The sequence below is a fragment of the Pseudogulbenkiania subflava DSM 22618 genome (genome assembly GCF_900177275.1).
Lineage (GTDB): Bacteria > Pseudomonadota > Gammaproteobacteria > Burkholderiales > Chromobacteriaceae > Pseudogulbenkiania > Pseudogulbenkiania subflava.
Genome location: NZ_FXAG01000006.1, coordinates 55,045 through 80,383, shown reverse-complemented (window position 1 = coordinate 80,383; position 25,339 = coordinate 55,045). Strand labels below are relative to the sequence as shown.

Annotated in this window: 23 protein-coding genes and 1 tRNA gene; 18 read left to right on the top strand and 6 right to left on the bottom strand. The window is 64.2% G+C overall.

The window, feature by feature from the left end; translation table 11 throughout:
- The first annotated feature begins 110 nt into the window (after positions 1-110).
- Positions 111-866 carry an aminotransferase class I/II-fold pyridoxal phosphate-dependent enzyme gene (locus tag B9N72_RS07505; protein ID WP_327078285.1) on the top strand — a complete coding sequence of 252 codons (756 nt, stop codon included), beginning with the start codon at positions 111-113 and terminating at the stop codon, positions 864-866.
- A 269-nt stretch (positions 867-1,135) separates the two neighbouring features.
- Positions 1,136-2,875: a cation:proton antiporter gene (locus B9N72_RS07500; RefSeq protein ID WP_085275806.1), complete on the top strand. Its 1,740-nt coding sequence runs from the start codon at positions 1,136-1,138 to the stop codon at positions 2,873-2,875.
- Between the two features lie 9 nt (positions 2,876-2,884).
- Here B9N72_RS07500 and apbC read toward each other — a convergent pair whose 3' ends face one another.
- Positions 2,885-3,973: an iron-sulfur cluster carrier protein ApbC gene (gene apbC / locus B9N72_RS07495; RefSeq protein ID WP_407681298.1), complete on the bottom strand. Its 1,089-nt coding sequence runs from the start codon at positions 3,971-3,973 to the stop codon at positions 2,885-2,887.
- Positions 3,974-4,512: 539 nt separating this feature from the next.
- On the opposite strand from apbC, the gene metG reads away from it, so the two are divergent.
- From metG to B9N72_RS07475, 4 genes are all read left to right on the top strand, one after another.
- Positions 4,513-6,621, top strand: coding sequence for a methionine--tRNA ligase (gene metG, locus B9N72_RS07490; protein WP_085275804.1), 2,109 nt, complete (start codon positions 4,513-4,515; stop codon positions 6,619-6,621).
- A gap of 339 nt (positions 6,622-6,960) precedes the next feature.
- Positions 6,961-7,146 carry a hypothetical protein gene (locus tag B9N72_RS07485; protein WP_008953094.1) on the top strand — a complete coding sequence of 62 codons (186 nt, stop codon included), beginning with the start codon at positions 6,961-6,963 and terminating at the stop codon, positions 7,144-7,146.
- A gap of 153 nt (positions 7,147-7,299) precedes the next feature.
- Positions 7,300-7,584, top strand: coding sequence for an acylphosphatase (locus B9N72_RS07480; protein ID WP_085275803.1), 285 nt, complete (start codon positions 7,300-7,302; stop codon positions 7,582-7,584).
- A gap of 154 nt (positions 7,585-7,738) precedes the next feature.
- Positions 7,739-7,815, top strand: a tRNA-Met gene (locus B9N72_RS07475).
- A 243-nt stretch (positions 7,816-8,058) separates the two neighbouring features.
- Here the strand turns inward: B9N72_RS07475 and B9N72_RS07470 are convergent.
- Both B9N72_RS07470 and yaaA read right to left on the bottom strand, forming a co-directional pair.
- Positions 8,059-9,633 (bottom strand): methyl-accepting chemotaxis protein, encoded by a 1,575-nt coding sequence (locus B9N72_RS07470; RefSeq protein ID WP_085275802.1) that lies wholly within the window; start codon positions 9,631-9,633, stop codon positions 8,059-8,061.
- A gap of 217 nt (positions 9,634-9,850) precedes the next feature.
- The gene (gene yaaA / locus B9N72_RS07465; RefSeq protein WP_085275801.1) at positions 9,851-10,630 is read right to left on the bottom strand and encodes a peroxide stress protein YaaA; all 780 of its coding nucleotides are present in this window, start codon (positions 10,628-10,630) and stop codon (positions 9,851-9,853) included.
- Between the two features lie 129 nt (positions 10,631-10,759).
- Between yaaA and dtd the strand changes: the two genes are divergently transcribed.
- On the top strand, positions 10,760-11,212 hold the full coding sequence (gene dtd / locus B9N72_RS07460; RefSeq protein ID WP_085275800.1) for a D-aminoacyl-tRNA deacylase: 453 nt from the start codon (positions 10,760-10,762) through the stop codon (positions 11,210-11,212).
- A gap of 182 nt (positions 11,213-11,394) precedes the next feature.
- On the opposite strand, the gene B9N72_RS07455 is transcribed toward dtd, so the two are convergent.
- Both B9N72_RS07455 and gloB read right to left on the bottom strand, forming a co-directional pair.
- Entirely contained in the window at positions 11,395-13,344 is a 1,950-nt protein-coding gene (locus tag B9N72_RS07455) for a lytic transglycosylase (RefSeq protein WP_234985915.1), read from the bottom strand.
- 193 nt (positions 13,345-13,537) lie between these two features.
- Positions 13,538-14,296, bottom strand: coding sequence for a hydroxyacylglutathione hydrolase (gene gloB / locus B9N72_RS07450; RefSeq protein WP_085275798.1), 759 nt, complete (start codon positions 14,294-14,296; stop codon positions 13,538-13,540).
- 19 nt (positions 14,297-14,315) lie between these two features.
- Here gloB and B9N72_RS07445 point away from each other — a divergent pair, with 19 nt between their 5' ends.
- The 11 genes from B9N72_RS07445 to B9N72_RS07395 all read left to right on the top strand — a co-directional run bounded on the left by B9N72_RS07445 (position 14,316) and on the right by B9N72_RS07395 (position 24,516).
- Positions 14,316-15,056, top strand: a complete 741-nt coding sequence (locus B9N72_RS07445; protein ID WP_085275797.1) for a methyltransferase domain-containing protein — start codon at positions 14,316-14,318, stop codon at positions 15,054-15,056.
- On the top strand, positions 15,053-15,496 hold the full coding sequence (gene rnhA / locus B9N72_RS07440; RefSeq protein ID WP_085275796.1) for a ribonuclease HI: 444 nt from the start codon (positions 15,053-15,055) through the stop codon (positions 15,494-15,496). Before B9N72_RS07445 ends, rnhA begins: the two co-directional genes overlap by 4 nt.
- A gap of 49 nt (positions 15,497-15,545) precedes the next feature.
- Complete coding sequence (dnaQ, locus tag B9N72_RS07435; RefSeq protein WP_085275795.1) at positions 15,546-16,274, top strand: DNA polymerase III subunit epsilon; 729 nt, start codon at positions 15,546-15,548, stop codon at positions 16,272-16,274.
- Positions 16,271-16,957: a 2-C-methyl-D-erythritol 4-phosphate cytidylyltransferase gene (gene ispD, locus B9N72_RS07430; protein WP_085275794.1), complete on the top strand. Its 687-nt coding sequence runs from the start codon at positions 16,271-16,273 to the stop codon at positions 16,955-16,957. The genes dnaQ and ispD overlap by 4 nt, the downstream gene beginning before the upstream one ends.
- A gap of 199 nt (positions 16,958-17,156) precedes the next feature.
- Positions 17,157-17,633, top strand: coding sequence for a 2-C-methyl-D-erythritol 2,4-cyclodiphosphate synthase (gene ispF / locus B9N72_RS07425; RefSeq protein WP_008953083.1), 477 nt, complete (start codon positions 17,157-17,159; stop codon positions 17,631-17,633).
- An 86-nt stretch (positions 17,634-17,719) separates the two neighbouring features.
- Entirely contained in the window at positions 17,720-18,379 is a 660-nt protein-coding gene (gene rpiA / locus B9N72_RS07420) for a ribose-5-phosphate isomerase RpiA (protein WP_008953082.1), read from the top strand.
- Between the two features lie 65 nt (positions 18,380-18,444).
- Positions 18,445-19,149, top strand: a complete 705-nt coding sequence (gene phoU, locus B9N72_RS07415) for a phosphate signaling complex protein PhoU (RefSeq protein WP_085275793.1) — start codon at positions 18,445-18,447, stop codon at positions 19,147-19,149.
- An 87-nt stretch (positions 19,150-19,236) separates the two neighbouring features.
- Positions 19,237-20,730 carry an exopolyphosphatase gene (gene ppx / locus B9N72_RS07410; protein WP_234985914.1) on the top strand — a complete coding sequence of 498 codons (1,494 nt, stop codon included), beginning with the start codon at positions 19,237-19,239 and terminating at the stop codon, positions 20,728-20,730.
- Positions 20,727-21,800, top strand: coding sequence for a magnesium/cobalt transporter CorA (corA, locus tag B9N72_RS07405; RefSeq protein ID WP_085275791.1), 1,074 nt, complete (start codon positions 20,727-20,729; stop codon positions 21,798-21,800). Before ppx ends, corA begins: the two co-directional genes overlap by 4 nt.
- Before the next feature lie 130 nt (positions 21,801-21,930).
- Positions 21,931-24,285 (top strand): heavy metal translocating P-type ATPase, encoded by a 2,355-nt coding sequence (locus B9N72_RS07400; RefSeq protein ID WP_085275790.1) that lies wholly within the window; start codon positions 21,931-21,933, stop codon positions 24,283-24,285.
- Positions 24,286-24,306: 21 nt separating this feature from the next.
- Positions 24,307-24,516 carry a heavy-metal-associated domain-containing protein gene (locus B9N72_RS07395; protein ID WP_085275789.1) on the top strand — a complete coding sequence of 70 codons (210 nt, stop codon included), beginning with the start codon at positions 24,307-24,309 and terminating at the stop codon, positions 24,514-24,516.
- 6 nt (positions 24,517-24,522) lie between these two features.
- Here B9N72_RS07395 and B9N72_RS07390 read toward each other — a convergent pair whose 3' ends face one another.
- On the bottom strand, positions 24,523-25,290 hold the full coding sequence (locus tag B9N72_RS07390; protein WP_085275788.1) for a 3',5'-cyclic-nucleotide phosphodiesterase: 768 nt from the start codon (positions 25,288-25,290) through the stop codon (positions 24,523-24,525).
- Positions 25,291-25,339: the final 49 nt, after the last annotated feature.

Below are 25,339 nucleotides of genomic sequence, written 5' to 3'. Positions count from 1 at the left end.
GGTTGGTGTATGGCCAGGATCCCAATAATTTAGCGGTATTACTCGCAAGTTAATTTCATTTGACATCATTAGTGTGTCGATAAAACACGGACAATCGCCATTTCGTCAGTCTGCTGGGCGGAGTGCCGCGCGCGGTGGAGGTGGGGCCCGAGAGCCGCTACCAGCTCACGGCGGCACAGTTGGACGCCGCCTGGAACGAGCGCACGGCGGCGGCAATGGTGGCGAGTCCGGCCAACCCCACCGGCACATTGCTGAGTGCACCCGAGCTGGCCGAGCTGGCGGAGGTATGCCGCCGCCGGGGGGGCGCGCTGATCGTCGACGAGATTTATCACGGCCTGACCTACGGCGTGGACGCGCCAAGCGTGCTGCAGGTGGCGGACGACGCCTTGGTGATCAACAGCTTCTCCAAGTACTTCCAGATGACCGGTTGGCGCCTGGGCTGGCTGGTGGTGCCGTCGCAACTGGTGGAACCGGCAATCCGGCTGGCGCAGAACCTGTTCCTGTGCCCGCCGGCGCCGGCGCAGCGTGCGGCGCTGGCGGCGTTTCAGCCCGAGACGCTAGCCTTGCTGGAGGAGCGGCGCGCCGAGTTCGGCCGGCGCCGCGACTTCCTGCTCGAGGCGCTGCCCAGCCTGGGCTGGCGCATTCCGGTACAGCCGGAAGGGGCGTTCTATGTCTACGCCGATGTCAGTGAGGTGACCGACGACAGTTTTACCTATTGCCAGCGCATGCTGGACGACGTGCACGTGGCGATTACGCCGGGCGCGGATTTCGGCACCTACCGCGCCGAGCGGCACGTGCGGGTGGCCTACACGACGGGTATCGACCGCCTGGCCGAAGCGGTGCGGAGGATGGCGCGCGCAGGCTGAGTGTCGTGGCCGTGCAGGCAATCCTCTTGGTTTGTGACGGCAAGCCAATGAAGATCAAGCGCTATTTTTCTGTATTTTTATTTTTTCGGTATTTCGAAATTTATTTTGAAAAATAGACAAAAAAACGGTTTTAATGGCGATTGAGCGGGAACTCTCGTGCATGGAAAGGTTCCCTCTTTATAGGAAGGGTATGGCCGTCGGTCATATTCGTATCGATCACCCCGCCGTCGTTCTGTACCGACGGCCTCGACTGCCCAGGGAGGAAGCCCATGCACGCCACGTCCTTCATCCACGACCTTGCCGTGATCATGCTGATAGCCGGCCTGGTCACGGTGTTGTTTCATCGCCTGCGTCAGCCGGTGGTTCTGGGCTATATCGTGGCCGGGGTGATCATCGGTCCCTACACCCCGCCGTTCGCTCTCATCCAGGACGAAGCCACGGTCAAGACCTTGGCCGAGCTCGGCGTGGTGTTCCTGATGTTCTCGCTCGGGCTGGAGTTCAGCCTGAAGAAACTGGCCAGCGTCGGCGTCACCGCGCTGTTGGCGGCGCTGACCGAGATTGTGGCGATGGTGGCTATCGGCTTTCAGATCGGCAAGTACTTCGGCTGGGCGACGATGGACTCGGTGTTTCTCGGCGCCATGCTGGCGATCTCCTCGACCACCATCATTGTCAAGGCGCTGGACGAGCTGGGGCTGAAAAATGAGCGTTTTGCGCAAATGATTTTCGGTATCCTCATCGTCGAGGATATTCTCGCCATCGGCATGATCGCGCTGCTGTCGGGCATCGCCATCAGCGGACGGGTCGAGGCGGGGGCGGTGCTGAGCACGCTGGGGCAGCTGTCGCTGTTCATGGTGGTGGCGCTGGTGCTGGGCATTCTGATCGTGCCGCGCCTGTTGGCCTACGTGGCGCGCTTCGAGAGCCGCGAGATGCTGCTGGTGACGGTGCTCGGGCTGTGCTTTGGTTTCTGCCTGCTGGTGTTGCAACTGGAGTACAGCATTGCGCTGGGGGCGTTCCTGATCGGCGCGATCATGGCGGAGTCGCGCGAGTTGAAGCAGATCGAGCACCTGGTCGAGCCGATCCGCGACATGTTCAGCGCGATCTTCTTCGTCGCCATCGGCCTGCTGCTCGACCCGGCGGTGCTGCTGCAGTACGCCTGGCCGATCGCACTGATCACCGTGGCGGTAGTGGTCGGCAAGGTGGTGACTTGCAGCCTCGGTACCTTCGTCGCCGGCAACGACGGCCGTACCTCGATGAGGGTGGGCATGGGGCTGGCGCAGATCGGCGAGTTTTCCTTCATCATCGCTGCGCTCGGCTTGTCGCTGAAGGTGACCAGCGATTTTCTCTACCCGGTGGCGGTGGCCGTCTCGGCGCTGACCACACTGTTCACGCCCTATTTGATCCGCGCCGCCGAGCCGTTCGCCACGCTGGTGGGGCGGCTGTCGCCCGAGCCGGTGAAGCGCGGGCTGGGGTATTACACCGCGTGGTTGCAGAGTATTCAGCCGCAAGAGGAGCGCGCCGAACTGCTGGCCATCGTCCGCCGCATCGTGCTGCACGTGCTGGTCAACCTGTGCCTGGTGACCGCGATCTTCCTGGCTGCCGCCTACTTCGGACCGGAGTGGCTGACGGGTCAGGGCGACGCGCGCCTGGTCAACGCGCTGCTGTGGAGTGCAGCGTTGCTGTTGTCGGTGCCGTTTCTGGTGGCGATCTACCGCAAGCTCAAGGCGCTGGCCATGTTGCTGGCGGAACTTTCGGTTCGTCCGGAGATGGCCGGCCAGCTCACCGCGGCCTCGCGGCGGGTGATCGCCGAACTGATTCCGGTGGGGGCGCTGATCGGCATCCTGCTGTTCCTGTCGGCATTGAGCGTGAGCATCCTGCCGCCGAGCGAAGTGCTGCTGGTGATCGTGCTGGCGGTGGGAGCGGTCGCGGTGCTGTTCTGGAAGCGCCTGATCCAGCTGCACTCGCGCCTGCAGATCGCCTTGTACGAAACGATGAATCCGCCGGCACCGTGATGACGGCGATCAGTTGTTCTGGATCACGATCTTCGGGAACTTGCTGGAGAAGTCCTGCGCCTTCTCGCCGACCTTGACCGCCACGCGGCGTGCGATGGCCTGGTAGGCGGCGGCAATCGGGCCGTTCGGATCCGCCACCACGCTCGGCTTGCCTTCGTCCACCGCCTGGCGGATGGCGAGGTCGAGCGGCAGCGAGCCCAGCAGCTCGACACCGTACTCCGAGGTCATCTTGGCGGCGCCGCCGCTGCCGAAGATGTGCTCGGCGTGGCCGCAGTTGGAGCAGATGTGGATCGCCATGTTTTCGACCAGGCCCAGGATCGGCACGCTGACCTTCTCAAACATCTTCAGCCCCTTGCGCGCGTCCAGCAGGGCGATGTCCTGCGGCGTGGTGACGATCACGGCACCGGTCACCGGCACCTTCTGTGCCAGCGTCAGCTGGATGTCGCCGGTGCCTGGCGGCATGTCGATCACCAGGTAGTCCAAATCGTCCCAGCGCGTGTCGTTCAGCAACTGCTGCAACGCCTGGCTCACCATCGGGCCACGCCACACCATGGCCTGGTCGGTGTCGACCAGATAGCCGATCGACATGGTCTGCACCCCATAATTCACCACCGGCTGCAGCGACTTGCCGTCGGTTTCCGGTTTCCGCCCCTGCAGGCCCATCATCAGGGGTTGAGACGGGCCGTAGATGTCGGCATCCAGCAGACCGACGCGCGCGCCTTCGGCCGCCAGCGCCAACGCCAGGTTGACGGCGGTGGTGGATTTGCCGACCCCGCCCTTGCCGGACGCCACGGCGATGATGTTCTTCACCCCCGGCAGCAACGGCACGCCGCGCTGGGCGGCATGGCTGACGATCTGGCTGCTGACCCCGACCTTGACGGCGCGGCCTTCGGCCAACGGCGCCAGCGCGTTCTCGAAGGCGCTGCGCACGGCGTTGAACTGGCTCTTGGCCGGGTAGCCCAGCACCACGTCGAGCGCGATCTCGCTGTCGCTGACGCGCAGGTTCTTGACCGCCTTGGCCGCGGTGTACGGTTTGCCGGTGTTGTCGTCGATCAGGCCGGAGAGGGCCTGGAGTACCTGGGTATCTGTCAGTGCCATGGTGTCGGAAGAGTCGGAAGTGGCGGCGTCGCGGCCGAAGAGTCGGGTCAGTTTCTGGAACATGGCCGGGGACCGGGTTGAAAATACCTGACCAGTTTACTCGAATTCGGCCATACGCGCAGGGCATGGGCGGGCGTTTGGCGCCGGTGCGGCAAGGCGCCGCAGCCCGCTGCGAGCCGTCGGCACTTCAGCGCTGCGGGTGCTAGCCGTGTGCTGCGCGATGCATTAGAATGCCCCTCACACGTTGTACCCGCCACGGACTACCACCGTGGCGCCCCCTGAAGAGGCCGGCCCGTTCCACAAGGACGAGTCGGCCTCTTCCGTTGTGTTCTCCCGAAACGGCGGTGCGACTTAGAATCGCTGACAAAACCCAGCACCGCGATCTTGGCTAGGCGCGCGGCCGCAGACAGTACAAAGTAGTACGGCAAGGCCGCGCAACAACGCCAAGAGGGTTTTGTTAGCGGTTCTCAGGCCCGCTCCAAGGCGGCCGGTCCTGCTGTTATAATCGATCGCTTGAGATTCGAACCAGGGACCCCCGAATGACCTCCCCACGCAAGATTCTGGTGACCAGCGCCCTGCCGTACGCCAACGGCGCGATTCACCTCGGCCACATGGTCGAACACATCCAGACCGACGTTTGGGTGCGTTTCCAGAAAATGCGCGGCCACGCCTGCCATTACGTCTGTGCCGACGACACCCACGGTACGCCGATCATGCTCGCCGCCGAGAAGCAGGGCATCACGCCCGAGCAGCTGATCGAGCGCGTCAAGGCCGAGCACCTGGCCGATTTCACCGGCTTCCACATCGGCTACGACAACTACTACAGCACCAACAGCCCGGAAAACAAGCACTTCGCCGAGCACATCTACCGTACGCTGCGCGCCAACGGCAAGATCGTGTCGCGCACCATCGAGCAGTTGTTCGACCCGGAAAAGCAGATGTTCCTGCCGGACCGCTTCGTCAAGGGCGAGTGCCCCAAGTGCGGCACCAAGGACCAGTATGGCGACAACTGCGAGAGCTGCGGCGCCACCTACAGCCCGACCGAACTGAAGAACCCGTACTCGGCGGTATCCGGTGCCACGCCGGTGCTGAAATCGTCCGAGCACTATTTCTTCCGCCTGGGCGATTGCGCCGATTTCCTCAAGGCCTGGACTGCCGGTTCCACCGAGCGCGCCGACGGTGAAATCCAGCCGCACCTGCAGCCCGAATCGCTCAACAAGATGAATGAGTGGATCGAAGGCGGCCTGCACGACTGGGACATCAGCCGCGACGCGCCGTACTTCGGCTTCGAGATTCCCGACGCGCCGGGCAAGTACTTCTATGTCTGGCTCGACGCGCCGATCGGCTACATGGCGAGCTTCAAGAACCTGTGCGAGAAGAGCGGACTCGATTTCGACGACTACTTCCGCCCGGATTCCGACGCCGAGTTGTACCATTTCATCGGCAAGGACATCCTGTACTTCCACGCCCTGTTCTGGCCGGCGATGCTGAAGTACTCCGGCTATCGCGCCCCGACCGGCGTGTTCGCCCACGGCTTCCTGACCGTGGACGGCCAGAAGATGTCCAAGTCGCGCGGCACCTTCATCACCGCCAAGAGCTACCTCGACTGCGGCCTGAACCCGGACTGGATGCGCTACTACGTCGCCGCCAAGCTGAACGCCCGCATCGAGGACATCGACTTGAGCCTGGACGACTTCGTGGCTCGCGTGAACTCCGACCTGATCGGCAAGTTCGTCAACATCGCCAGCCGCGCCGCCGGCTTCATCACCAAGCGCTTCGGCGGCCGCCTGGCCGAACGGGTGTCCGAATCGGCGCTGGCGAGCCCGGTATGCCACGCCGCCCAGTGCGAGCACCCGTTGCTGCAGCAACTGGCCGAAAGCAGCGCGACGCTGGCCGCCGCCTACGAGGCGCGTGAATACGCCCGTGCGCTGCGCGACGTGATGGCGCTGGCCGACGAGGTCAATGCCTACGTCGACGCCAACAAGCCGTGGGAACTGGCCAAGCAGGAAGGCATGGAAGCACGCCTGCACGAAGTCTGCACCGTGCTGATCAACGCCTTCCGCCTGTTGGCCATCTACCTCAAGCCGGTGCTGCCGAAGCTGGTCGAGGACGTGGAAGCCTTCCTCAACGTTGCCCCGCTCACTTGGTCCGACGCCGACACCCTGTTGCTCGGCCACACCATCAAGCCGTACCAGCACCTGATGCAGCGCATCGACCCGGTGCTGATTGAAAAACTGATCGAAGCGAACAAACAAAGCATGGACCAACAAGCCGCTCCGGCCGACACCTCGGCCGATTTTGAACCGCTCGCCGACACCATCACCATCGACGACTTCGCCAAGCTCGACCTGCGCGTCGGCAAGGTACTGGCCTGCCAGTTCGTCGACGGTTCCGACAAGCTGTTGCAGTTCACCGTCGACCTCGGTTTCGAGACGCGCAACATCTTCTCCGGCATCCGCCAGGCCTACCAGGAGCCCGACAAGCTGGTCGGCCGCAACGTCATCGTGGTGGCCAACCTGGCGCCGCGCAAGATGCGTTTCGGCGTCTCCGCCGGCATGATCGTCTGCGCCTCCGGCAACGATAGCGGCAGCGGGTTGTTCCTGCTCGATACCGACGACGGCGCCCAGCCGGGGATGCGCATCGGCTGATGTCCGATTCCGCCTGCGGCGGCTCCTCGCCCGCGAGCGTTGCCGACGTTTGTGGAAGGTGAGGCCGCCCATCCGGTGGGGTGTTGGCTAAATACTTGTTGTGTAAAAGAAAAATTCGGGTATAATATCCAATCGACGCCTTGCCAGCCTCTTTGAAGCTGACAAGGCGTTGTCCATTCTAGAAGTCATCAAGCTGTCATCTCACACTGTTACAGTGTGTCCATTCAACAGGGAACGCCGTGTTCCTGCCGTTGTCTATTGATTTATGTTGAGATTTCGTGAAAAGTTAAATGTTGGTATGGCAATGTTGTTGTTATTGAGAACAACAAGGAGAAAGTAATGCGTGTAAGTCAATTGCAGCCCGGCTGCAAAATTGTCGAGCGAAAAGACGACGGCCATGAGATCCGTTACGAAGTGATCAGTATCCGCCAGATCGGCAAGCAGTTCGAAGTGACCTTCCGGTCGGTGCTGGGCATGGCCAGCGCCCTTTATTCGGCCAACGCCTTCATCCCGACCGCGGCCTGATCGTCGTCTGCCGACGGCCCCCTTGGGCCGCCGCCTCCCGGATCGCCCCCCACACCCCGTTCGCGCTCGGCGCCAACGGGGTGTGGCGTTTCTTAAGGGTATTGCCATCGTCTGTGGCGACTGCTATCAACAGGACAGGGGGAGGAGGCGGACATGAGACAAATGACACGGCTGCTGCGCATTCATGGCAGGGTTCAGGGCGTGTGTTACCGCGACAGCGCCGTCGCGGAAGCGTCCCGTCTTGGGGTCAGCGGCTGGGTTCGCAACCGCCGCGATGGCACGGTCGAGGCACTGATCAGCGGCGAGCCGGAGAACTTGCTGGAGTTTGTTACCTGGGCGCGTAACGGCCCGCCTGCCGCCGAGGTCAGTATGGTCGAGGTGCAGGAGTGCGTGGTGGATGCTTCGCTGGAGGGTTTCTGCCGCTGGCCGACACTCTGAGGCGGCGGCTAGGGAGGGCGTGTTTCGCCTGGAATCATTAGTCTGACTTTTTTTTCGAAAAACGCTTGACCGATCTGTAACCGAAGTTTATAGTTCGTCTCCTCGCTGCACGAGACGCTTCACAAAGAAGTGATTGGCAGCAACAGGTTTCTGACGCGGGGTGGAGCAGTCTGGTAGCTCGTCGGGCTCATAACCCGAAGGTCGTAGGTTCAAATCCTGCCCCCGCAACCAACATCAAGCCGTGAATTCTGCCAAGAATTCACGGCTTTTTGCTTGGGATTCTGTTTCCGTTTGCCCCGCCCGCTGCCGCTACTCGCTTCCTTCCCCTGGTAGATAGTCCCCAACGTCGCGGCAGGCGTGGCCGGCGTCGTGCTGCTGCCTGGACGCAGTGTCGCCGGCGCCTCGATCTGCCGCTGGGGCAGTGCGGGCCGGGTGTCGTAATGCCTCGTCTCCCCCGGCCCGCTTTCGCCACCGTTAATGAATCTCGAATTGTCCCGCTAATCTGGCGAGTTGGCGCGACTGGCAGGCCAAGCGAGTGATCACCTGGCCGGCTTCTTCGACATGCTGGTGTGATTCGGCAATCTGGGTAGCGACGTCGCCCATGCGCGCCGACAATTGGGCGGCGGAGGCCGACTGCTGGCTGTTGGTCATGGCCACATCCCTCATCATGTCGTTGACCTGCAGCGTGGTGTCGCGCACGGCGGCCAGTTGCTGGGCGGTGCTCTGCTGCGTGGCAACGCCGGCGCGGGTAGCCTCGGTGACGGTCTTCATGGTGGCGATGGTGCCTTCTGCCGCCTGGTGCACGTTGCCGACCAGGGCGTTGATCTGCTCGGTACTGGCGCTGGTGCGTTCGGCCAGCTTGCGCACTTCATCCGCCACCACGGCGAAGCCACGACCGGTTTCTCCGGCGCGCGCCGCCTCGATGGCGGCGTTGAGTGCCAGCAGGTTGGTCTGTTCGGCGATGTCGTGGATGGTTTGGGTGACCTGGCCGATGGCGTTGATGGCGTCGGACAGGGAGCGGATGGTGTCCTGTGCCGTTTCCACCGCCTGGGCGGCGTCCAGACTGCAGGAGCGTGAGCGCGCCATTTCCTGTTCGCCCGACTGGATCGCGTCGCGTGAGCGGGCCGACAGCTGTGAGGTATCGCTGGCATGTTGTGCGACTTGCTCGATCGACGAGGACAGCTGTTCGATGGCGCTGCTCATTTGCGTGACGCTGTGATTGCCGGCCTCCATGCGCTGTCGGATGTCGTTCAGGCTGTCGTTCATGTCGCCGGTGCCGGCGGCGAGGGAGCGGGCATTCATCTGCAACTCGTCGATCATCACCTTGAGATGCACCTGCATGTAGGCGAGGGTCTCTTCCAGATCGCCGCATTCACCCAAGCGATGGATGGCCAGCTCGTTGTTCAACCGGCCTTCGGCGATGTCGTGGCATACCGCACGCAGGCGGGCAAAGCGTCCGGCCCGCTGCCGCTCGAAGACTACCCAGCCCGCCAGGGCCAACAAACCGCCGCTGGCCAGGGCGTAATCGACGGGCGAGCTGCCGCGCCAGGCGAAATAGCCCAGTATGAGGCTCGTCAGTACGCCGAAAGCCATGCGTACGCGCGTTTCCCGTATGCCGCCCGGACGGGGCTTGACCAGTTTCTGGCCGGCTGCCAGCTCGGCGTACCACTGCTCGGCATGACGAATGGCCTCGTGTGAGGCCGGGCGGCGCACCGACATGTAGCCGATGGTGCTGCCTTCCTGGCGTACCGGGATGACGAGAGCGTCAACCCAATAGTGGTCGCCGTTCTTGCAGCGGTTCTTGACGTAGCCGCGCCAGGGTTGGTCTGCCTTGACAGTGCGCCACAGGTCCTCGAACAGCACCGACGGCATCTCTGGATGGCGCACGATGTGGTGATGGCTGCCGAGCAGTTCCTCGCGGCTGAAGCCTGACACCTGCACGAACAGGTCATTGGCGTGGGTGATGACCCCCTGAGGGTCGGTGCGCGTGACGATGATGCCTTCGGTAAAGGGTTTCTCGACGCCGCTGATGGGTAGATTCACTTTCATTCCCGCCCCTTTTTTTGATTCATCGTTCTGGCTGTTCCATTTTGGTTGGCCGAACGATAGGGGTGGTGACATCGTCATGGTATGACCTAGATCAACTCAGACGCGCTTTCGTTTTTCATGTAATTACCTGTTGTCAATGGAGTTTTTATTATTAACAACAGGCGTAATTTAAGGGGGGGCGGGGGGCGAGAAAAAACCGGGCAGGATGCCCGGTCGTTCAGCAGAGTGCCGGATCGCGGCGGAACACCCAATGCCGCGCATCGGAGGCTTGGTCATCGAAGGTGTAGCCCTCGTAATCGAATGCTTTCAGCCGCTCGGGATCGGTGACGCGATGTTTGGCGGCCCAGCGTGCCATCAGCCCGCGCGCGCGCTTGGCGTAAAAGCTGATGATCTTGTATTGGCCATTCTTCCAGTCCTGGAACACCGGGGTGATCACGGTGGCCTCGAGTTTCTTCGGCTTGACCGCCTTGAAGTATTCTTCAGAAGCGAGGTTGACCAAGACCGGGGCAGGGGCTTGGGCCAGGCGGTGGCGCAGGGCGTCGGTCACGATGTCGCCCCAGAATTCGTACAGGTTCTTGCCGCGCGGGTTGGCGAGACGGGTGCCCATTTCCAGGCGATAAGGCTGCATCAGGTCGAGCGGCTTGAGCACGCCGTAAAGCCCGGACAGCACGCGCAGATGTTGCTGCAGATAGTCCAGTTCGTCCTCGTCCAACTCGTTGGCATTGAGCCCTTCATAGACGTCGCCCATGAAGGCGAGCACGGCCTGCTTGGCCTGGCCGGGCGTGAAAGGGCGCGCCCACTCGGCGTAGCGGCCGGCGTTGAGCACGGCCAGCGGATCGCTGATGCCCATCAGCTGGCCGATTTCGGCCGGGCTGTGTTCACGCAGCACCTCGATCAGTTCGGCGCTGTGCTCGAGAAAATCCGGTTGGGTATAGCGCTCGGTGCGGGGCGGGGTGGCGTAGTCCAGCGTCTTGGCCGGGGAGATCACCATCAGCATGGGCGGGAGTCCTCGTGGTTCCGATGAGGCGATTGTACCGGATGTGCGCCGCCCGTACGGCGCGACAGCCGTGATCCGATGCCGGAGAGACGCTAGAATGCCGGCAGTCGAGATACAGGAGATCGGGCAATGCGGGTGCTGGTGCAGCGGGTGAGTGAAGCGAAGGTCAGGGTGGATGGCGCGGTGAGCGGGGCGATCGGGCCTGGCTTGCTGCTGCTGGTGGGGGTGGAGGAGGTGGATGAGCAGAGCGACATCGATTGGCTGGTACGCAAGGTCGCCCAGTTGCGCATTTTCAATGACGAGGCCGGGGTGATGAACCGCTCCGTACTCGACGTGCGGGGCGAGGTGCTGGCCGTGAGCCAGTTCACGTTGTTCGCCAGCACCAGGAAAGGCAACCGGCCGTCGTACAGCCGGGCTGCGCGTGGCGACATCTCGGCGCCGATGTTCGAGCGCTTCGTGACGGCGTTGGCCGAAACCTTGGACCGGCCGGTGGCGACCGGGGTGTTCGGAGCGGACATGAAAGTGGGGTTGGTGAACGACGGCCCGGTGACGATCTGGCTGGACAGCCGGCAACAGGAGTGAGGCCGTGCCGACCTGCTCGCCCCACAAAAAAAACAGCCCCGTGAAGCAGGGCTGTTTTTTTGTGGGGCATTGATTCCAGAACGTGTACGGTAACGCGGTGGCCACCGAGCCTGGCGCTGGAGGCTGCGGCAAGGAATCGCCCGTGTCGCCGACCAGGTGCCCGGGGCGCAGGCGTATGGGCGTTACAGGCCCTGCAGGCGGACGCGCTGGCCCGGCTGCAGCGAGACCACTTCGTCCGAGCCATTCCAGCGTTGCAGGTCGCTGTGACGCACGCCGAACTTACGGGCGATGCTGAACATGGTATCGCCACGCTGCACCACGTATTCGGCGGGTACCGCGCCGGTCGCCGCGGTGGTGGTGGCTGCGACCCGCATCAGGCTGTCGCGCGATGCCGAAGCCAGGTAGCCGCTGCCGGCCGGGGCTTTCAGTTGCAGGGTCTGACCCAGACGGATGCCGTTGTCGGCCAGTCCGTTGAAGGCTTTCAGATCGCTGACCGTCAGATTGTAACGACGTGCGATGTTGAAGAGGGTGTCACCCGACGCCACGATGTGGGTGGAGGTAACCACCGGGGCAGCGCTGCTTGCCACCACGGCGCTGGTTTCGTTGGCCTTGTTGCTGGCGACACTGACCTCGTTGACCTTGACCACCGCTGTGCTGCTCGGAGCGGCGGCGCTGCCGGCGACGCTAACTTCGCCGGCTTTGACGGGCGGGGGGCTGTTCGGCGTCGCGACGTTGGCGGCGACGCCGCTCTCGCTCGGCTTGCTCGCCGGGTTGCTGCTCTGAGGGGCCGGGCCGGCGCTACGCGCTGCGCCGGTATTTTCCGGCATGGCGGCGGCCGGCGGCGGAGCCACGGGGGTAGCGGTGGTCGTGGTGCGCACGGTAAGGGCCACGGGCTGGACGATGCCACTCGGGGTATTGCTCACCATGACGGCCGGGCTGGCGCTGGCGACCAGCGTGGCGGCCGGAAGCGTGCCGGCCAGGGTGGTGTCGCTGCCGCTATCGGTATCGGTGGTGGTGCTGTTGAGGTCGGCGTTACCTTTGAGTGCTACCAGCAACGGCTTGCCGGCGCTGATGGTGGACCCCTTGACGCGGTTTACGGCCTGCAGCTGGGCCGGGCTCATGCCGTAGCGGTCGGCTACGGCGGCCACGTCTTCATCGGTGGCCGGAGTGTAAACCTGCCAGCTCAGCAGCGGCTTGTCCCACTTGTTGAGGTTGGCTTCGAACTTGTCGACGCGGTTGGCCGGGATCAGCATCTGGCGCCCGGCCTTGTGGGCGTAGACCGGCAGGTTGAAGGCAGGATTGAGTTCCTTGAACTCGCTCACCGACATGCCGGCCATTTTGGCGGCGACGTCCAGGTCCATATGACGACCGGTGGAAACCGCGACGAAATAGGGTTTGTTGGGGAATTTGTCGAGCTTCAGACCGAACTTGTCTGGGCTGGCGAGCAGGTTGCGCACCGCCAGCAGCTTGGGCACGTAGTTGCGTGTCTCGTTCGGCAGCTTGAGGTTTTCATAGGTAGGCTCGAGGCCGGCGGCCTGGGCACGGGCGATGGCGCGTGTCAGGTTGCCTTCTCCCCAGTTGTAGGCGGCGAGCGCCAGGTTCCAGTCACCGAACAGGCCGTGCAGGTAATCGAGGTAGTCCAGCGCGGCGGAGGTGGAGGCGGTGACGTCGCGGCGGCCATCGTACCACCAGGTCTGTTCCAGTCCGTAGTGGCGCCCGGTGGAGGGCATGAACTGCCACAGCCCGGAGGCGCCGACCGACGACTGGGCGGTGGCGACGAAGGCGCTCTCGACCGCCGGCAGCAGGGCGATTTCGGTCGGCATGCCGCGCCGTTCCACTTCGTTCATGATGTGGAACAGGTATTTGTGGCTACGTTCGAGGATGCGGCTGAAGTATTCGGGACGGGCGGCCAGGCTGCGTTCGTGGCGGCGCACCAGTTCGGCGTTGACCTCGTCGAGCTGGAAGCCCTCGCGCACGCGCTGCCAGACGTTGTCGCCGTTACGCAGCAGGCTGGAGTTGAGCAGCATCATGTCGAGGCCGGTGGCCAGACCTTCGTCCACCCCGATTGACTGGCGGAAGGCGCCCGAATCTTCCGCGTGGACCAGTGGGGCGGCGGAAAATACAAATGACAACGAAAGTGCCAATGGTGTGATTCTTTTCATTTGGCGGGCCTGAAATCAGAAATTCTGGCCGATGCTATCGGCCAGAAAACGGGGTGTCAACACGAAAAAGCAAATAATTTCATGAGCTTTCGTCATATTTGACCAAGCTCATGAAGCGTGCCATTTCCCTCTTTCCATATGGGGAATATAGCTTTTTTCTGTTTTAACGAAAGCTGTTTTTCCACTCGCGCAGCACGGCGAATACCGCCACCGGCGTCGTCAGGGGAGTGCCGGCTTGCTGGGCGGCGCGGAGCGTCACGGTGTCGACCTCGGTGCGCAGAAAAGGGTTGGTGGCGCGCTCCTTGCCCAGTGTCGACGGCAGCGTCGGCTCGCCTGCCGCGAGCGTGGCCTGGTCTTCGGCCAACCTTTGCCGGATGGCGTCATTATCGGGCTCCACCGCGGCGGCAAAGCGCAGGTTGGACAGGGTGTACTCGTGCGCCGGGTAGAGCCGGGTGTTGTCGGGCAGCGCCGCGATGCGGCCGAGCGAGGCGTGCATCTGCTCGGGCGAGCCCTCGAACAGCCGGCCGCAGCCGGCACCGAACAGGGTGTCGCCGCAGAACAGCCGGTCATCGGTCAGGTAGGCCAGGTGGTCGAGGGTATGGCCGGGTACTTCCAGCACGTCGAACTGGGCGCCCAGCAGTTCGAACCGCGAGCCGTCCATCACGGCTTCGTTGACCTGGGCGATCGACGCCGGGCCGATGATGCGCAGGCGCGGGGTGTGCCGCGCCAGTTCAGCCAGGCCGCCGACGTGATCGGCGTGGTGATGGGTCACCAGCACCGCCTCCAGCGTCAGGCCGTGCGCCGCGAGATGGGCCAGCACCGGTGCGGCGTCGCCCGGGTCGACTGCAACGGCGCGGCCGGCTTGCTGCAAAAGCCAGATATAATTGTCGGAAAAGGCGGGCACGGGCGTGACGGTGAACATGAGTAGAGGTCGTCCTTCGATGATGGAATCATTTGGCCACTGGCTCACCTCTAGCGAGCTGGGGCAGTATCTGCTCGCCAGGGAGCAGGCGTTCTACGACCGCACCGTGGCCGATGCCTTCGGTTTTCGCGTGGTGCAGGTGGGGCTGCCGCAGCTGGACTTCCTCGCCGCCAACCGTATTCCCTGGAAGTGTCGTGCCGGCCAGGAACCTGGCGCCGACGTGCGTTGTCTGCCCGAGCAGTTGCCGTTCGAGAGCCGCAGCCTGGATCTCGTGGTGTTGCCCCACATCCTCGATTTTAGCATCCATCCCCATCAGGTATTGCGCGAGGCCGAGCGCGTGCTGGTGCCGGAGGGGCGAGTGGTGCTGACCGGCTTCAACCCGGTGTCGCTGTGGGGCGTGCGCCGCCTGATCCAGGGACGGCAGTCTGTGCCGTGGAACGCCCAGTTCCTGTCGCTGGTGCGCATCAAGGACTGGCTGACCTTGCTGGAGCTGGAACCGGAGGGCGGCGGCTTCATGGGCTACTGTCCGCCTTTCTCGCGAACCGATTGGATCGAGCGCTTCCGCTTCATGGAGACGGCCGGCGACCGCTGGTGGCCCTTGGCGGCCGGCGTGTACGGCATCCAGGCGATCAAGCGGCAGCGCGGCATGCGGCTCATCATGCCGCAATGGAAACCGGCCAAGGCCGCGAAAGGTCTGGCAGTGGCCGGTGGCAACGACCACCGCCACACCGCCGGCCATCAAACAAAAGAAAGCGTATGACTCAAGACATAGTCGAGATTTACCCCGATGGCGCCTGCAAGGGCAATCCCGGGCCGGGCGGATGGGGCGTGCTGCTGCGCTTCAAGGGGCGCGAGAAGGAACTGTTCGGCGGCGAGCAAGGCACCACCAACAACCGCATGGAGCTGACCGCCGTGATCGAAGGCCTAGCGCAGCTCAAGCGTCCCTGCAAGGTGGCGGTGTACACCGACTCGCAGTACGTGCAGAAGGGCATTTCCGAGTGGATTCACGGCTGGAAGAAGCGCGGCTGGAAAACCGCGGCCAAGGAGCCGGTCAAGAACGCCGACCTGTGGCAGAAGCTTGACGCGCTGCAGGTCGGACACCAGATCAGCTGGCATTGGGTCAAGGGCCATGCCGGCCACGAGTTCAACGAACGCGCCGACCAGCTCGCCAACCGTGGCGTCGAGGCCTTGAACGCCTGAACCATCACTTTCGGCCAGCCTGACGAGTGGCCACGCAGCACAGAGCACTATGAGACAGATCATTCTCGATACCGAAACCACCGGCCTCGAGCCGTCGCAGGGCCACCGCATCATCGAGTTCGCCGGGTTGGAGATGGTGAACCGCAAGCTGACCGGCCGTTCCCTGCATCTTTATATTCATCCCGAGCGCGATATCGACCCCGATGCCGAACGCGTGCACGGCATCTCGCTCGACTTCCTGGCCGACAAGCCGCGCTTTGCCGCGGTCGGCCCCGAGATCGCCGACTTCCTGCGCGATACCGAGCTGATCATCCACAATGCGCCGTTCGACGTCGGCTTCCTCAACGCCGAGTTCGAACGCCTTGGCATCGAACGCATCGACACCTTGTGCGCCAACGTGATCGACACGCTGGTGATGGCGCGCGACCAGTTCCCCGGCAAGCGCAACAGCCTCGATGCGCTGTGCGACCGCTTCGAGATCGACCGCTCCAACCGTACCCTGCACGGCGCTCTGATCGACTGCGAACTCCTCGGCGAAGTCTACCTGTGGATGACGCGCGGCCAGAACAGCCTGGTGATGGACATCGATCTCGATGTTGGTGGCGGTGCCGATCTGGGGGCGCTCGAGTTCGAGCGCAAGCCGATCACGATTCTTCGCCCCAACGCCGAAGAGCTGACAGCGCACGCGGCCTATCTCGATGAGCTCGACAAGGCGGTCAAGGGCACCTGCCTGTGGCGCAGCCTGGAAACCCCGCCTCCCGCGGAGCCGCAGGCATGAGCCGCTATCACGCGCTGGTGCCGGCCGCCGGCTCCGGCTCGCGCTTCGGCGCGCCCAGCCCCAAGCAATACCTGCAACTCGACGGCAAGCCGCTGATGTGGCACACCCTGGCGACACTGGCCGCGGTGCCGGCCATCGAGCGCGTGGCGCTGGTGATCTCTCCTGGCGACGAGTGGTTTGATAGCTATCACTGGGACGACATCGCCAAGCTCGAGGTGCATCGTGTCGGCGGCGCCAGCCGCGCCGAGAGCGTTCAGAACGGGCTCGCGGCGCTGGCCGCGGCGGACGACGACTGGGTGCTGGTGCATGATGCGGCGCGCTGCTGCCTGAGCGTGGCGGCGGTAGAGCGCCTGATCGCCACGCTGGCCGACGATCCCGTGGGCGGTCTCCTGGCGCTGCCGGTCGCCGATACCGTCAAGCGCGCCAACGCCGAGCAGCGTGTCAGCGCCACGGTGCCGCGCGAACGGCTGTGGCTGGCGCAGACGCCGCAGATGTTCCGCGCCGGCTGCTTGACCGAAGCACTCGCCAGGGGGCCGGTCGACGTTATTACCGACGAAGCCTCGGCCATCGAGCAGCTCGGCCTGCAACCTAGGCTGGTGGAAGGCGAGGCGCAGAATTTCAAGGTCACCTGGCCGCGCGACCTGGCGTTGGCCAAGGCCCTGCTCGCCACCCGGCGCGGCTGAGCACCTATCTCATCAGGCGGCGGCGCCTTCGCATCTTGAGCGCCGGCAGTACTGCGTGCCAATCTTCGATTGGCTCAGCGATCAGGAATCCTCATGTACTCCGTGTACATTCCGGTTCCTGTGCGCTGGCGGCACTCAACCTGCTTTGGCTCGCTCAGCCTGCTGAAATAGGCCAAATTAGGAAAGGACAGTAAAAGAGATGTTCCGTATTGGACAGGGTTATGACGTTCACCAGCTGGTGGAAGGGCGCCCACTGATTCTCGGCGGGGTCACCATTCCCCATGACAAGGGACTGCTCGGCCATTCCGACGCCGACGCCCTGCTGCACGCCATCACCGACGCGATTCTGGGGGCGGCGGCGCTGGGCGACATCGGTCGCCATTTCCCCGATACCGATCTACGCTTCAAGGGAGCAGACAGCCGCGTGTTGTTGCGCGAGGCCATGGCGCGCGTGCGCGCGGCTGGCTGGCAGGTGGTCAATGTCGACGCCACTCTGATTGCCCAGCGTCCCAAGCTCGCCCCGCACATCGATGCCATGTGCGCCGCCATCGCCAGTGACCTGGGCTTGGCCGTCACTGCCGTCAACGTCAAGGGCAAGACCAACGAGAAACTGGGCTACCTGGGACGCGGCGAGGCCATCGAGGCGCAGGCCGTTTGCCTCTTGATGCCGGCGTGAAGCCCGTTGGCAATTTGTCCGACAATTACGGCCCCATATGGGATAATCAGGACAGGACCATTACATAGAAGACCGAGGAGGCCACGATGCTTACCCAGAACCAGCTCAAACTTGCCGTCGCCCAGAAGGCGCTGGAATTCGTCCCCGACAACTGCATCGTCGGCGTCGGTACCGGCAGCACCGTCAACCTGTTCATCGAAGAGCTGGCGACCATCAAGGGGCGCATCAAGGGAGCCGTCTCCAGTTCCGAGGCCTCCACCGAGCGGCTCAAGGCCCACCATATCCCGGTATACGACCTCAACACCGTGGACGAGGTGCCGGTGTACATCGACGGCGCCGACGAAGTGAACCACTACCTGCACATGATCAAGGGCGGCGGCGGTGCGCTGACGCGCGAGAAGATCGTCGGCGCGGTGGCCAACGAATTCATCTGTATCGCCGACGAAACCAAGTACGTCGACGTGCTGGGCGGCTTCCCGCTGCCGGTGGAAGTGGTGCCGATGGCGCGCAGCTACGTGGCGCGCGAACTGGTCAAGCTGGGCGGCCACCCGGAGCTGCGCGAGCACTTCGTCACCGACAACGGCAACATCATCCTCGACGTGTACCGCCTGCATATCTCCAAGCCGGTGGAACTCGAGGAGACCATCAACCAGATCGCCGGCGTGGTTACCTGCGGCCTGTTCGCGCGTCGCCGTGCCGACGTGCTGATCCTCGGCCGCCAGAGCGGGATCGAAGTTCTGCGCTGATTGTCATCCCTGTGTCACACCACGCGCTTATCCTGTAGCGTTACCGCTATTCGTACGAGAGAGTCATGGCTGAACATACGTCCAAGCAGTTTGACCTGGAACTGGAAACCATCCGCACCCGCGTGCTGCAGATGGGGGGGCTGGTCGAACAACAAATCCAGTCCGCCGTCGATGCCCTGATGTCGGCCGACATCGAGCGGCTCGACAAGGTGGTGGCCGATGATGCGCTGGTGAACTCGCTCGAGGTCGCCATCGACGACGATTGCCAGCACATCATCGCGCGCCGCCAGCCGGCGGCCAGCGATTTGCGCATGGTGATCACCGTGATCAAGACCATTACCGACCTGGAGCGCATCGGCGACGAAGCGCAGAAGATCGCCCGCCAGGGCAAGATCATTCACCAGTCGGAGCGTTACCAGCTGCCGCGCTTCCGCGAGGTGCGCAAGATGGCCGACGTGGCGCTCGCCATGCTGCGCCGCGCGCTGGATGCCTTCGCCCGTCTCGACGCCACCGCGGCGCTGGAACTGGCCGAGGAAGACCTGATCCTGGACGAGGAATTCTCGGCCGAACTGCGCCAGCTCATCACCTTCATGATGGAAGACCCGCGCACCATCAGCATGTCGATCGACACGCTGTTCATCGCCAAGGCGATCGAGCGCATCGGCGACCACGCCAAGAACATCTCCGAGTACGTGGTCTACCTGGTCAAGGGCAAGGATATTCGCCATACCACGCTGGAAGAGATCAAGCGCGAGACGCAGACGGGCTGACATGCTCGTGACGTTGCAGCGACAATGGCGGTAACATTCTGGTTACCGCCATTTTTTATGTCCAACTCAAGAACAAAAGGGGTGATCTTGACCAGTCCAACGCCCCCCCATGATGTGCTCGCCACGGTCGATCTGGGGTCCAACAGTTTCCGTCTGCAGGTCTCCCGCGTGGTGGAAGACCAGCTCTACACCCTCGATACCCTTAAGGACACCGTGCGCCTCGGCGCCGGCCTGAACGACGACAAGACCCTCGACGACGATACCCAGGAGCGCGCCCTGGCTTGCCTCGCCCGCTTCGGTGAACGCCTGCGCGGGCTTGGGCCCAAGCAGGTACGCGTGGTCGGCACCAATACCCTGCGCGTGGCGAAAAATGCTCCCGCTTTCATCGCGCGCGCCGAGACCTTGCTCGGCTTCCCGATCGAGATCATCGCCGGGCGTGAGGAAGCGCGCCTGATCTACCTCGGTGCCGCCCATTCGCTGCCCGCCACCAAGGAGCGCCGCCTCGTGGTCGACATCGGCGGCGGCTCTACCGAATTCATCATCGGCAGCCAGTTCCGCGCACTGGTGACCGAGAGCCTGCCCTTGGGCTGCGTCAGCTACAGCCGGCGCTTCTTCGCCGACGGCAAGCTCAACCGCAGCAATTTCCAGGACGCGATCATGGCAGCGCGTGCCGAAGTGCAGCGCATCGTCCATGAATACCGCCCGGAAGAGTGGCAACTGGCGGTCGGCACCTCCGGCACTGCCCGCGCGCTGCGCGACGCGCTGGAAATCAACGACTATTCCGCCGACGACATCACCCTGGGGGGTATGGAGCAACTCAAGAACGAGCTGATCCGCTTCGGCAACCTCAAATACGTCAACCTGAACGGCCTCAAGGCCGACCGGGTGCCGGTGATCGCCGGCGGGCTGGCGATCATGATCGCCATCTTTGAAGAACTGCTGATCGACAAAATGATCGTCGCCGAAGGTGCCTTGCGCGATGGCGTGCTCTACGACTTGTTGGGCCGTCACCGGGAGAAGGACATGCGCGACACCACGGTAGCCCAGTTCAAGCGTCGCTATCACGTCGATCTGGCGCAGTCGCAACGCGTGACGGCGCTGGCGGAACGTCTGTGTGGCATGCTGTGCGGCGTCGAGTGCGACCCGGATACCCTCAAGCGCCTGCAATGGGCCGCGCGCCTGCACGAAATCGGCCTCACCATCGCGCATACCGCCTACCACAAGCACTCCGCCTACATCCTGCAGAACGCCGACATGCCGGGCTTCTCCAAGCGCGAACAGGCGACGCTGGCCAGTATCGTGCTGGGGCAGCGCGGCGACATGGGCAAGATGATGTCGCTGTTGTCCGAGCCCGGTCACTGGCAGGCGATGGTGGCGCTGCGGCTGGCGGTGTTGTTCTACCGCAGCCGCAACGATGTCGTTTTGCCCGACGTGCTGGAACTGCGTCAGACCTCGCGCGGCTTCGAACTGACCCTGGACAAGGCCTGGCTTGTCGCCAACCCGCTGACCGCCAGCGCCTTCAAGCAGGAGGTGAAGCAGTGGGACAACGTCGGATTCACCCTTGATATCGTGCGGGCATGAAGCGCTATGAACGGCTGAAGGGCAAGGTACCTACGCTGGGCGAGGCGCCGGGCACGCTGCTGGCGGTGGGCGAGCCCACGCTGGACCAGCCCCGCATCACCCTGGTGGAGTACGGCCCTTCGGCGTTGCGCGAGACCACCTTCGCCTCGCTGCAAGAGGGGCTTGCCTACCGGCCTGGCGAGCCGGTGCTGTGGCTCAACGTCTACGGTCTGCATGAGCCCGAAGTGATGCGCACCATCGGCGAGCGCTTCGGTCTGCATCCGCTGGTGCTGGAAGACATCCTCAACGCCCGCCAGCGTCCCAAGGTCGAGGATTACGGCGATTACCTGTTCATCGCCAGCCGGGTGTTCCAGTTTTCCGGCGAGGGCAATGGCCGGCTCAAGCACGACCAGATCTATCTGGTGGTCGGGCGCCATTTCGTGCTGAGCTTCCAGTCGCGTCCGCTTGGCGTGTTCGAGCCGGTGCGCGAGCGTCTCCGCACTGCGCGCGGCCTGATCCGTTCGCGTGGTGCCGACTACCTGGCCTACTCGCTGCTCGACGCCGTGGTCGACGACTATTTCGGCGTGCTCACCCAATTCACCGAGTACGTCGAGCAGACCGACAGCCAGCTGCTGGTCGGCCGCGATGCCAGCATCCTGCGGCGTATCCAGCGTCTCAAGCACGATTGTCTCAGGCTGCGTCGTTCCATCCTGCCGGTACGCGAGGTGCTCACCTCGCTGGCGCGCGGCGATTACGGCTTTTTCCAGCCGGAAACCCTGATCTACCTGCGCGATGCCTACGACCATACCGTGCACGTGATCGAATCGCTGGAGATGTCGCGCGAACTGGTGGGCGACATGCTCGATCTTTACCTCTCGACCCAGTCCAATCGCCTCAACCTGCAGATGCGGGTGCTGACCGCCTTGTCGATGATCTTCATGCCGCTGACGCTGATCGTCGGCATCTACGGCATGAATTTCGACTACATGCCCGAGTTGCACTGGCACTACGGCTATTTCCTGATCCTGGGGCTGATGCTGGTGCTCGGGGCGGGATTGTACTTCGTGTTCTGGCGCCGCAAGTGGTTGTGATGCGCGCCTGTCCCTGCCGCGAAGGCCCTGCTCGTGCAGGGCCTTTTTCATGTAGCAGCGGGAAATTCCGCTTGCTTTCATATACCCTGTGGGGGTATATAGTGAGTAAACCGCATTCATGGAGCGAGCGATGAGCCGGACCCAGCTGACCCTGCCGATCGAAGGCATGACCTGCGCTGCCTGCGCCAACCGTATCGAGAAGGTATTGAATCGCCTCGATGGGGTCGACGCACACGTCAACTTCGCCAGCGAAACCGCCCGGGTCGAGTTCGACTCGCAGCAGCAGACACCGCAACGGCTGATCGAGCGCATCCGCCAAAGCGGCTATGCGGTTCCCGAGGCGCGGCTGGAGCTGGATATCGGCGGCATGACCTGTGCTGCCTGCGCCAGCCGCATCGAGAAAGTCCTGAACCGCCTGCCCGGTGTGCACGCCAGCGTCAATTTCGCCACTGAAACTGCCGTGGCGCACTTCCCCGCCGGGGCGGTGGAGCAGGACGCGATCATCGCCGCGGTGCGCAAGGCGGGCTACAGCGCGACGCCGCGCGCCGCGGCTGGCGACGAGACCTTGGCCGAAAAGCATCGCCAGGCCTATCTCAAGGAACGGCGCTGGTTCTGGCTGGCGGCGCTGCTGACCGCCCCCTTGCTGCTGGAGATGGTGACGATGCTGGGTGGCGCCGCACACGGCATGCTGCCGCGCGGGGTACAGCTGGCTTTGGCGACGCCGGTGCAGTTTCTCGCCGGCTGGCGCTTCTACAAGGGCAGCTGGCACGCCCTGCGTGGCGGCGGGGCGAATATGGACGTGCTGGTGGCGCTGGGCACCAGCATGGCCTATCTGCTGTCGGCGGTGGTGACGCTGGCGGGCTGGCACGACCAGCATGTGTATTTCGAGGCCGGCGCGGCGGTGATCACGCTGGTGTTGCTGGGCAAGCTGCTCGAAGCGCGCGCCAAGGGCAAGACCTCGGGCGCGATCGAGGAACTGATCCGCCTGGCGCCGAAAACGGCACGCGTGGAGCGCGACGGCCAGCTACAAGAGGTGGCGGTAGCGCTGCTGCAGCCGGGCGACGTGCTGCTGGTGCGCCACGGCGAGCGCATCGCCGTGGACGGCGAGGTGATCGCCGGGCACGCCGCCGTCGACGAGAGCATGCTTACCGGCGAGAGCCTGCCGGTGACCAAGGGCGTGGGCGATGCGGTGTACGCCGGCACTCAGAACCAGGACGGCATGCTCACGGTGCGTGCCACCGGGGTCGGCAGCCAGACCCAGCTCGCCGACATCGTGCGCCTGGTGAGCGAGGCGCAAGGCTCGAAGGCGCCGATCCAGCGCCTCGCCGACGTTATCTCCGGCGTGTTCGTGCCGGCGGTGGTGGCCATCGCCGTGGTGACGCTGCTCGTCACCGGCTGGCTCACCGGCGATTGGGCGCGTGCGCTGATCCACGCCGTGGCCGTGCTGGTGATCGCCTGCCCGTGCGCGCTGGGGCTGGCCACGCCGACCGCGGTGATGGTGGGCATCGGCAACGGGGCGCGGCGCGGCATCCTGTTCCGCAACGCCACCGCGCTGGAGACGGCGGGGCGGCTGACGGCACTGGTGGTGGACAAGACCGGCACCCTCACCGAGGGCCGCCCGGTGGTGACCGACGTGCTGCCCCTGACGGTGCCGCGCGACACCCTGCTGCAGCTGGCGGCGAGCATCGAGGCCGGCTCGGAACACCCGCTGGCGCGTGCCGTGCTGGGCTTTGCCGAAGAGCAGGGGCTGACGCGCCTGCCGGTGCAGGATTTTTCGGCAGAGGTCGGTCGCGGGGTGGAGGCCGAGGTCGAAGGTTACGGCCGTCTGCGGGTTGGGGTGCCGGACTGGTTGGTCGATAACCTGCCAGAGGCGGCCAACGGTTTCTACGCCGCGGGCAAGACGGTAATCGCGCTGGGACGCGAGGGCGCCTTGATGGGGCTACTGGCCATCGCCGACAAGCTGCGGCCCGGCTCCGCCGAGGCCGTCGAGCGCTTGGGACACCTGGGGGTGAAGGTGGTGATGCTGACCGGCGACAAGGCCGCCACCGCCGCCAGCATCGCCGCCGCCGCCGGCATCGCCGAGTTCCGTGCCGAAGTGAAGCCGCAGGACAAGGCGGCGGCGGTGGCCGAGTTGCAGCGGGCCGGACACAAGGTCGGCATGGTCGGCGACGGTGTCAACGATGCTCCGGCGCTGGCGGCGGCCGATGTTGGTTTTGCCATGGGGGCCGGCTCCGACGTGGCGATCGAAACGGCCGACGTGACGTTGCGCCAGGGCGACATGCGTCACGTCGCCGACGCCATCCGTCTGTCGCGTCGCACCCTGGTCAAGATTCGTCAGAATCTGTTTTTTGCTTTTGTTTATAATGTTTTAGGGGTGCCGCTGGCGGCGCTGGGCTGGCTCAATCCGGTGATCGCCGGGGCGGCTATGGCGGCCAGCTCGGTCTCGGTGGTCAGCAACTCGCTGCTGCTGAGACGCTGGAAATGATTGCCTCATCGGGAGGCGAGAATGGAAGAAGTCGTGGTGAAACTGGTGGGGCATGGCGGGCAGGGTGACGAGCGCCGGGTGGCAACCCTGTTGGCCCGGTTGCCCGGCGTGGCTCAGGCCGAGGCGGGGCTGACGAGGGGACCGGTGCGGGTATTGTTCAACCCGCACCTGCTGACGTGCGCCGGTCTGCTTGCGGTACTCAACAACGCCGGCTTCGACGCCATGCTGTGACACGCCTCACAGTTCGATCGTCACGCCGGCCTTGAGCCGTTCCACGTGCAGGTGCGGCGGCAATACCGCACGGATCTGCTGCATCATGCGCTCTTCCTCGCCGGGGTCGAGATGGCTGATCCACAACTGCACCGCTGGTGGCAAGGGGTCGACCAGCGACGCCAGCAGCGACGGCGCCATGTGGCCGTAGCGCCGTGCCTGCGGCAGGTGGTCGTCGTCGTAGGTGACCTCGCACAGCACGTCGGACAGCGACGGCACGTGGGCGATCCATTGCCAGAACGCCGGGCAGGGGCCGGTATCGCCGCTGAACGCCAGCGCACGCCAGTCTCCCTCCACCAGCCAGCCCACCGCCGGGATGCTGTGCTCGGCCGGCAAGGCCGTGGCGATGCCGCCGGGCAGGGCGACCGGGTCGCCGACCTCGATGGCCTGCAGCCGCACGTAAGGGTTTTCCGGGCTGGGCGTGACGGTGTAGTCAGGCCAGATCACGCCGTTGAACAGGTGCTGCTTGATGGCGTCGAGCGTGGCCTGCTGGCTGTAGACGGTGATGCCGGGCCCGGCGTGCCCGGCGTGCACGTCGGCCAACAGCGGCAGGAAGCCGCAGTGGTCGAGATGGCTGTGCGACAGCAGCACGCGCGTGATGCGCAGCAGTTGCGCCACCTCCAGCGAACCGACGCCGGTGCCGCAGTCGATCAGCGTGTGGTCGTCGAGAAGGAAGCTGGTAGTGCGGGCGGGGCGGCCGATGCCGCTGGAGGCGCCCAGGATGGAGACTCGCATCGCCGTGCTCCGACAGGGAAGTGAAGTCCCGATTGTAGCCGACATGCCG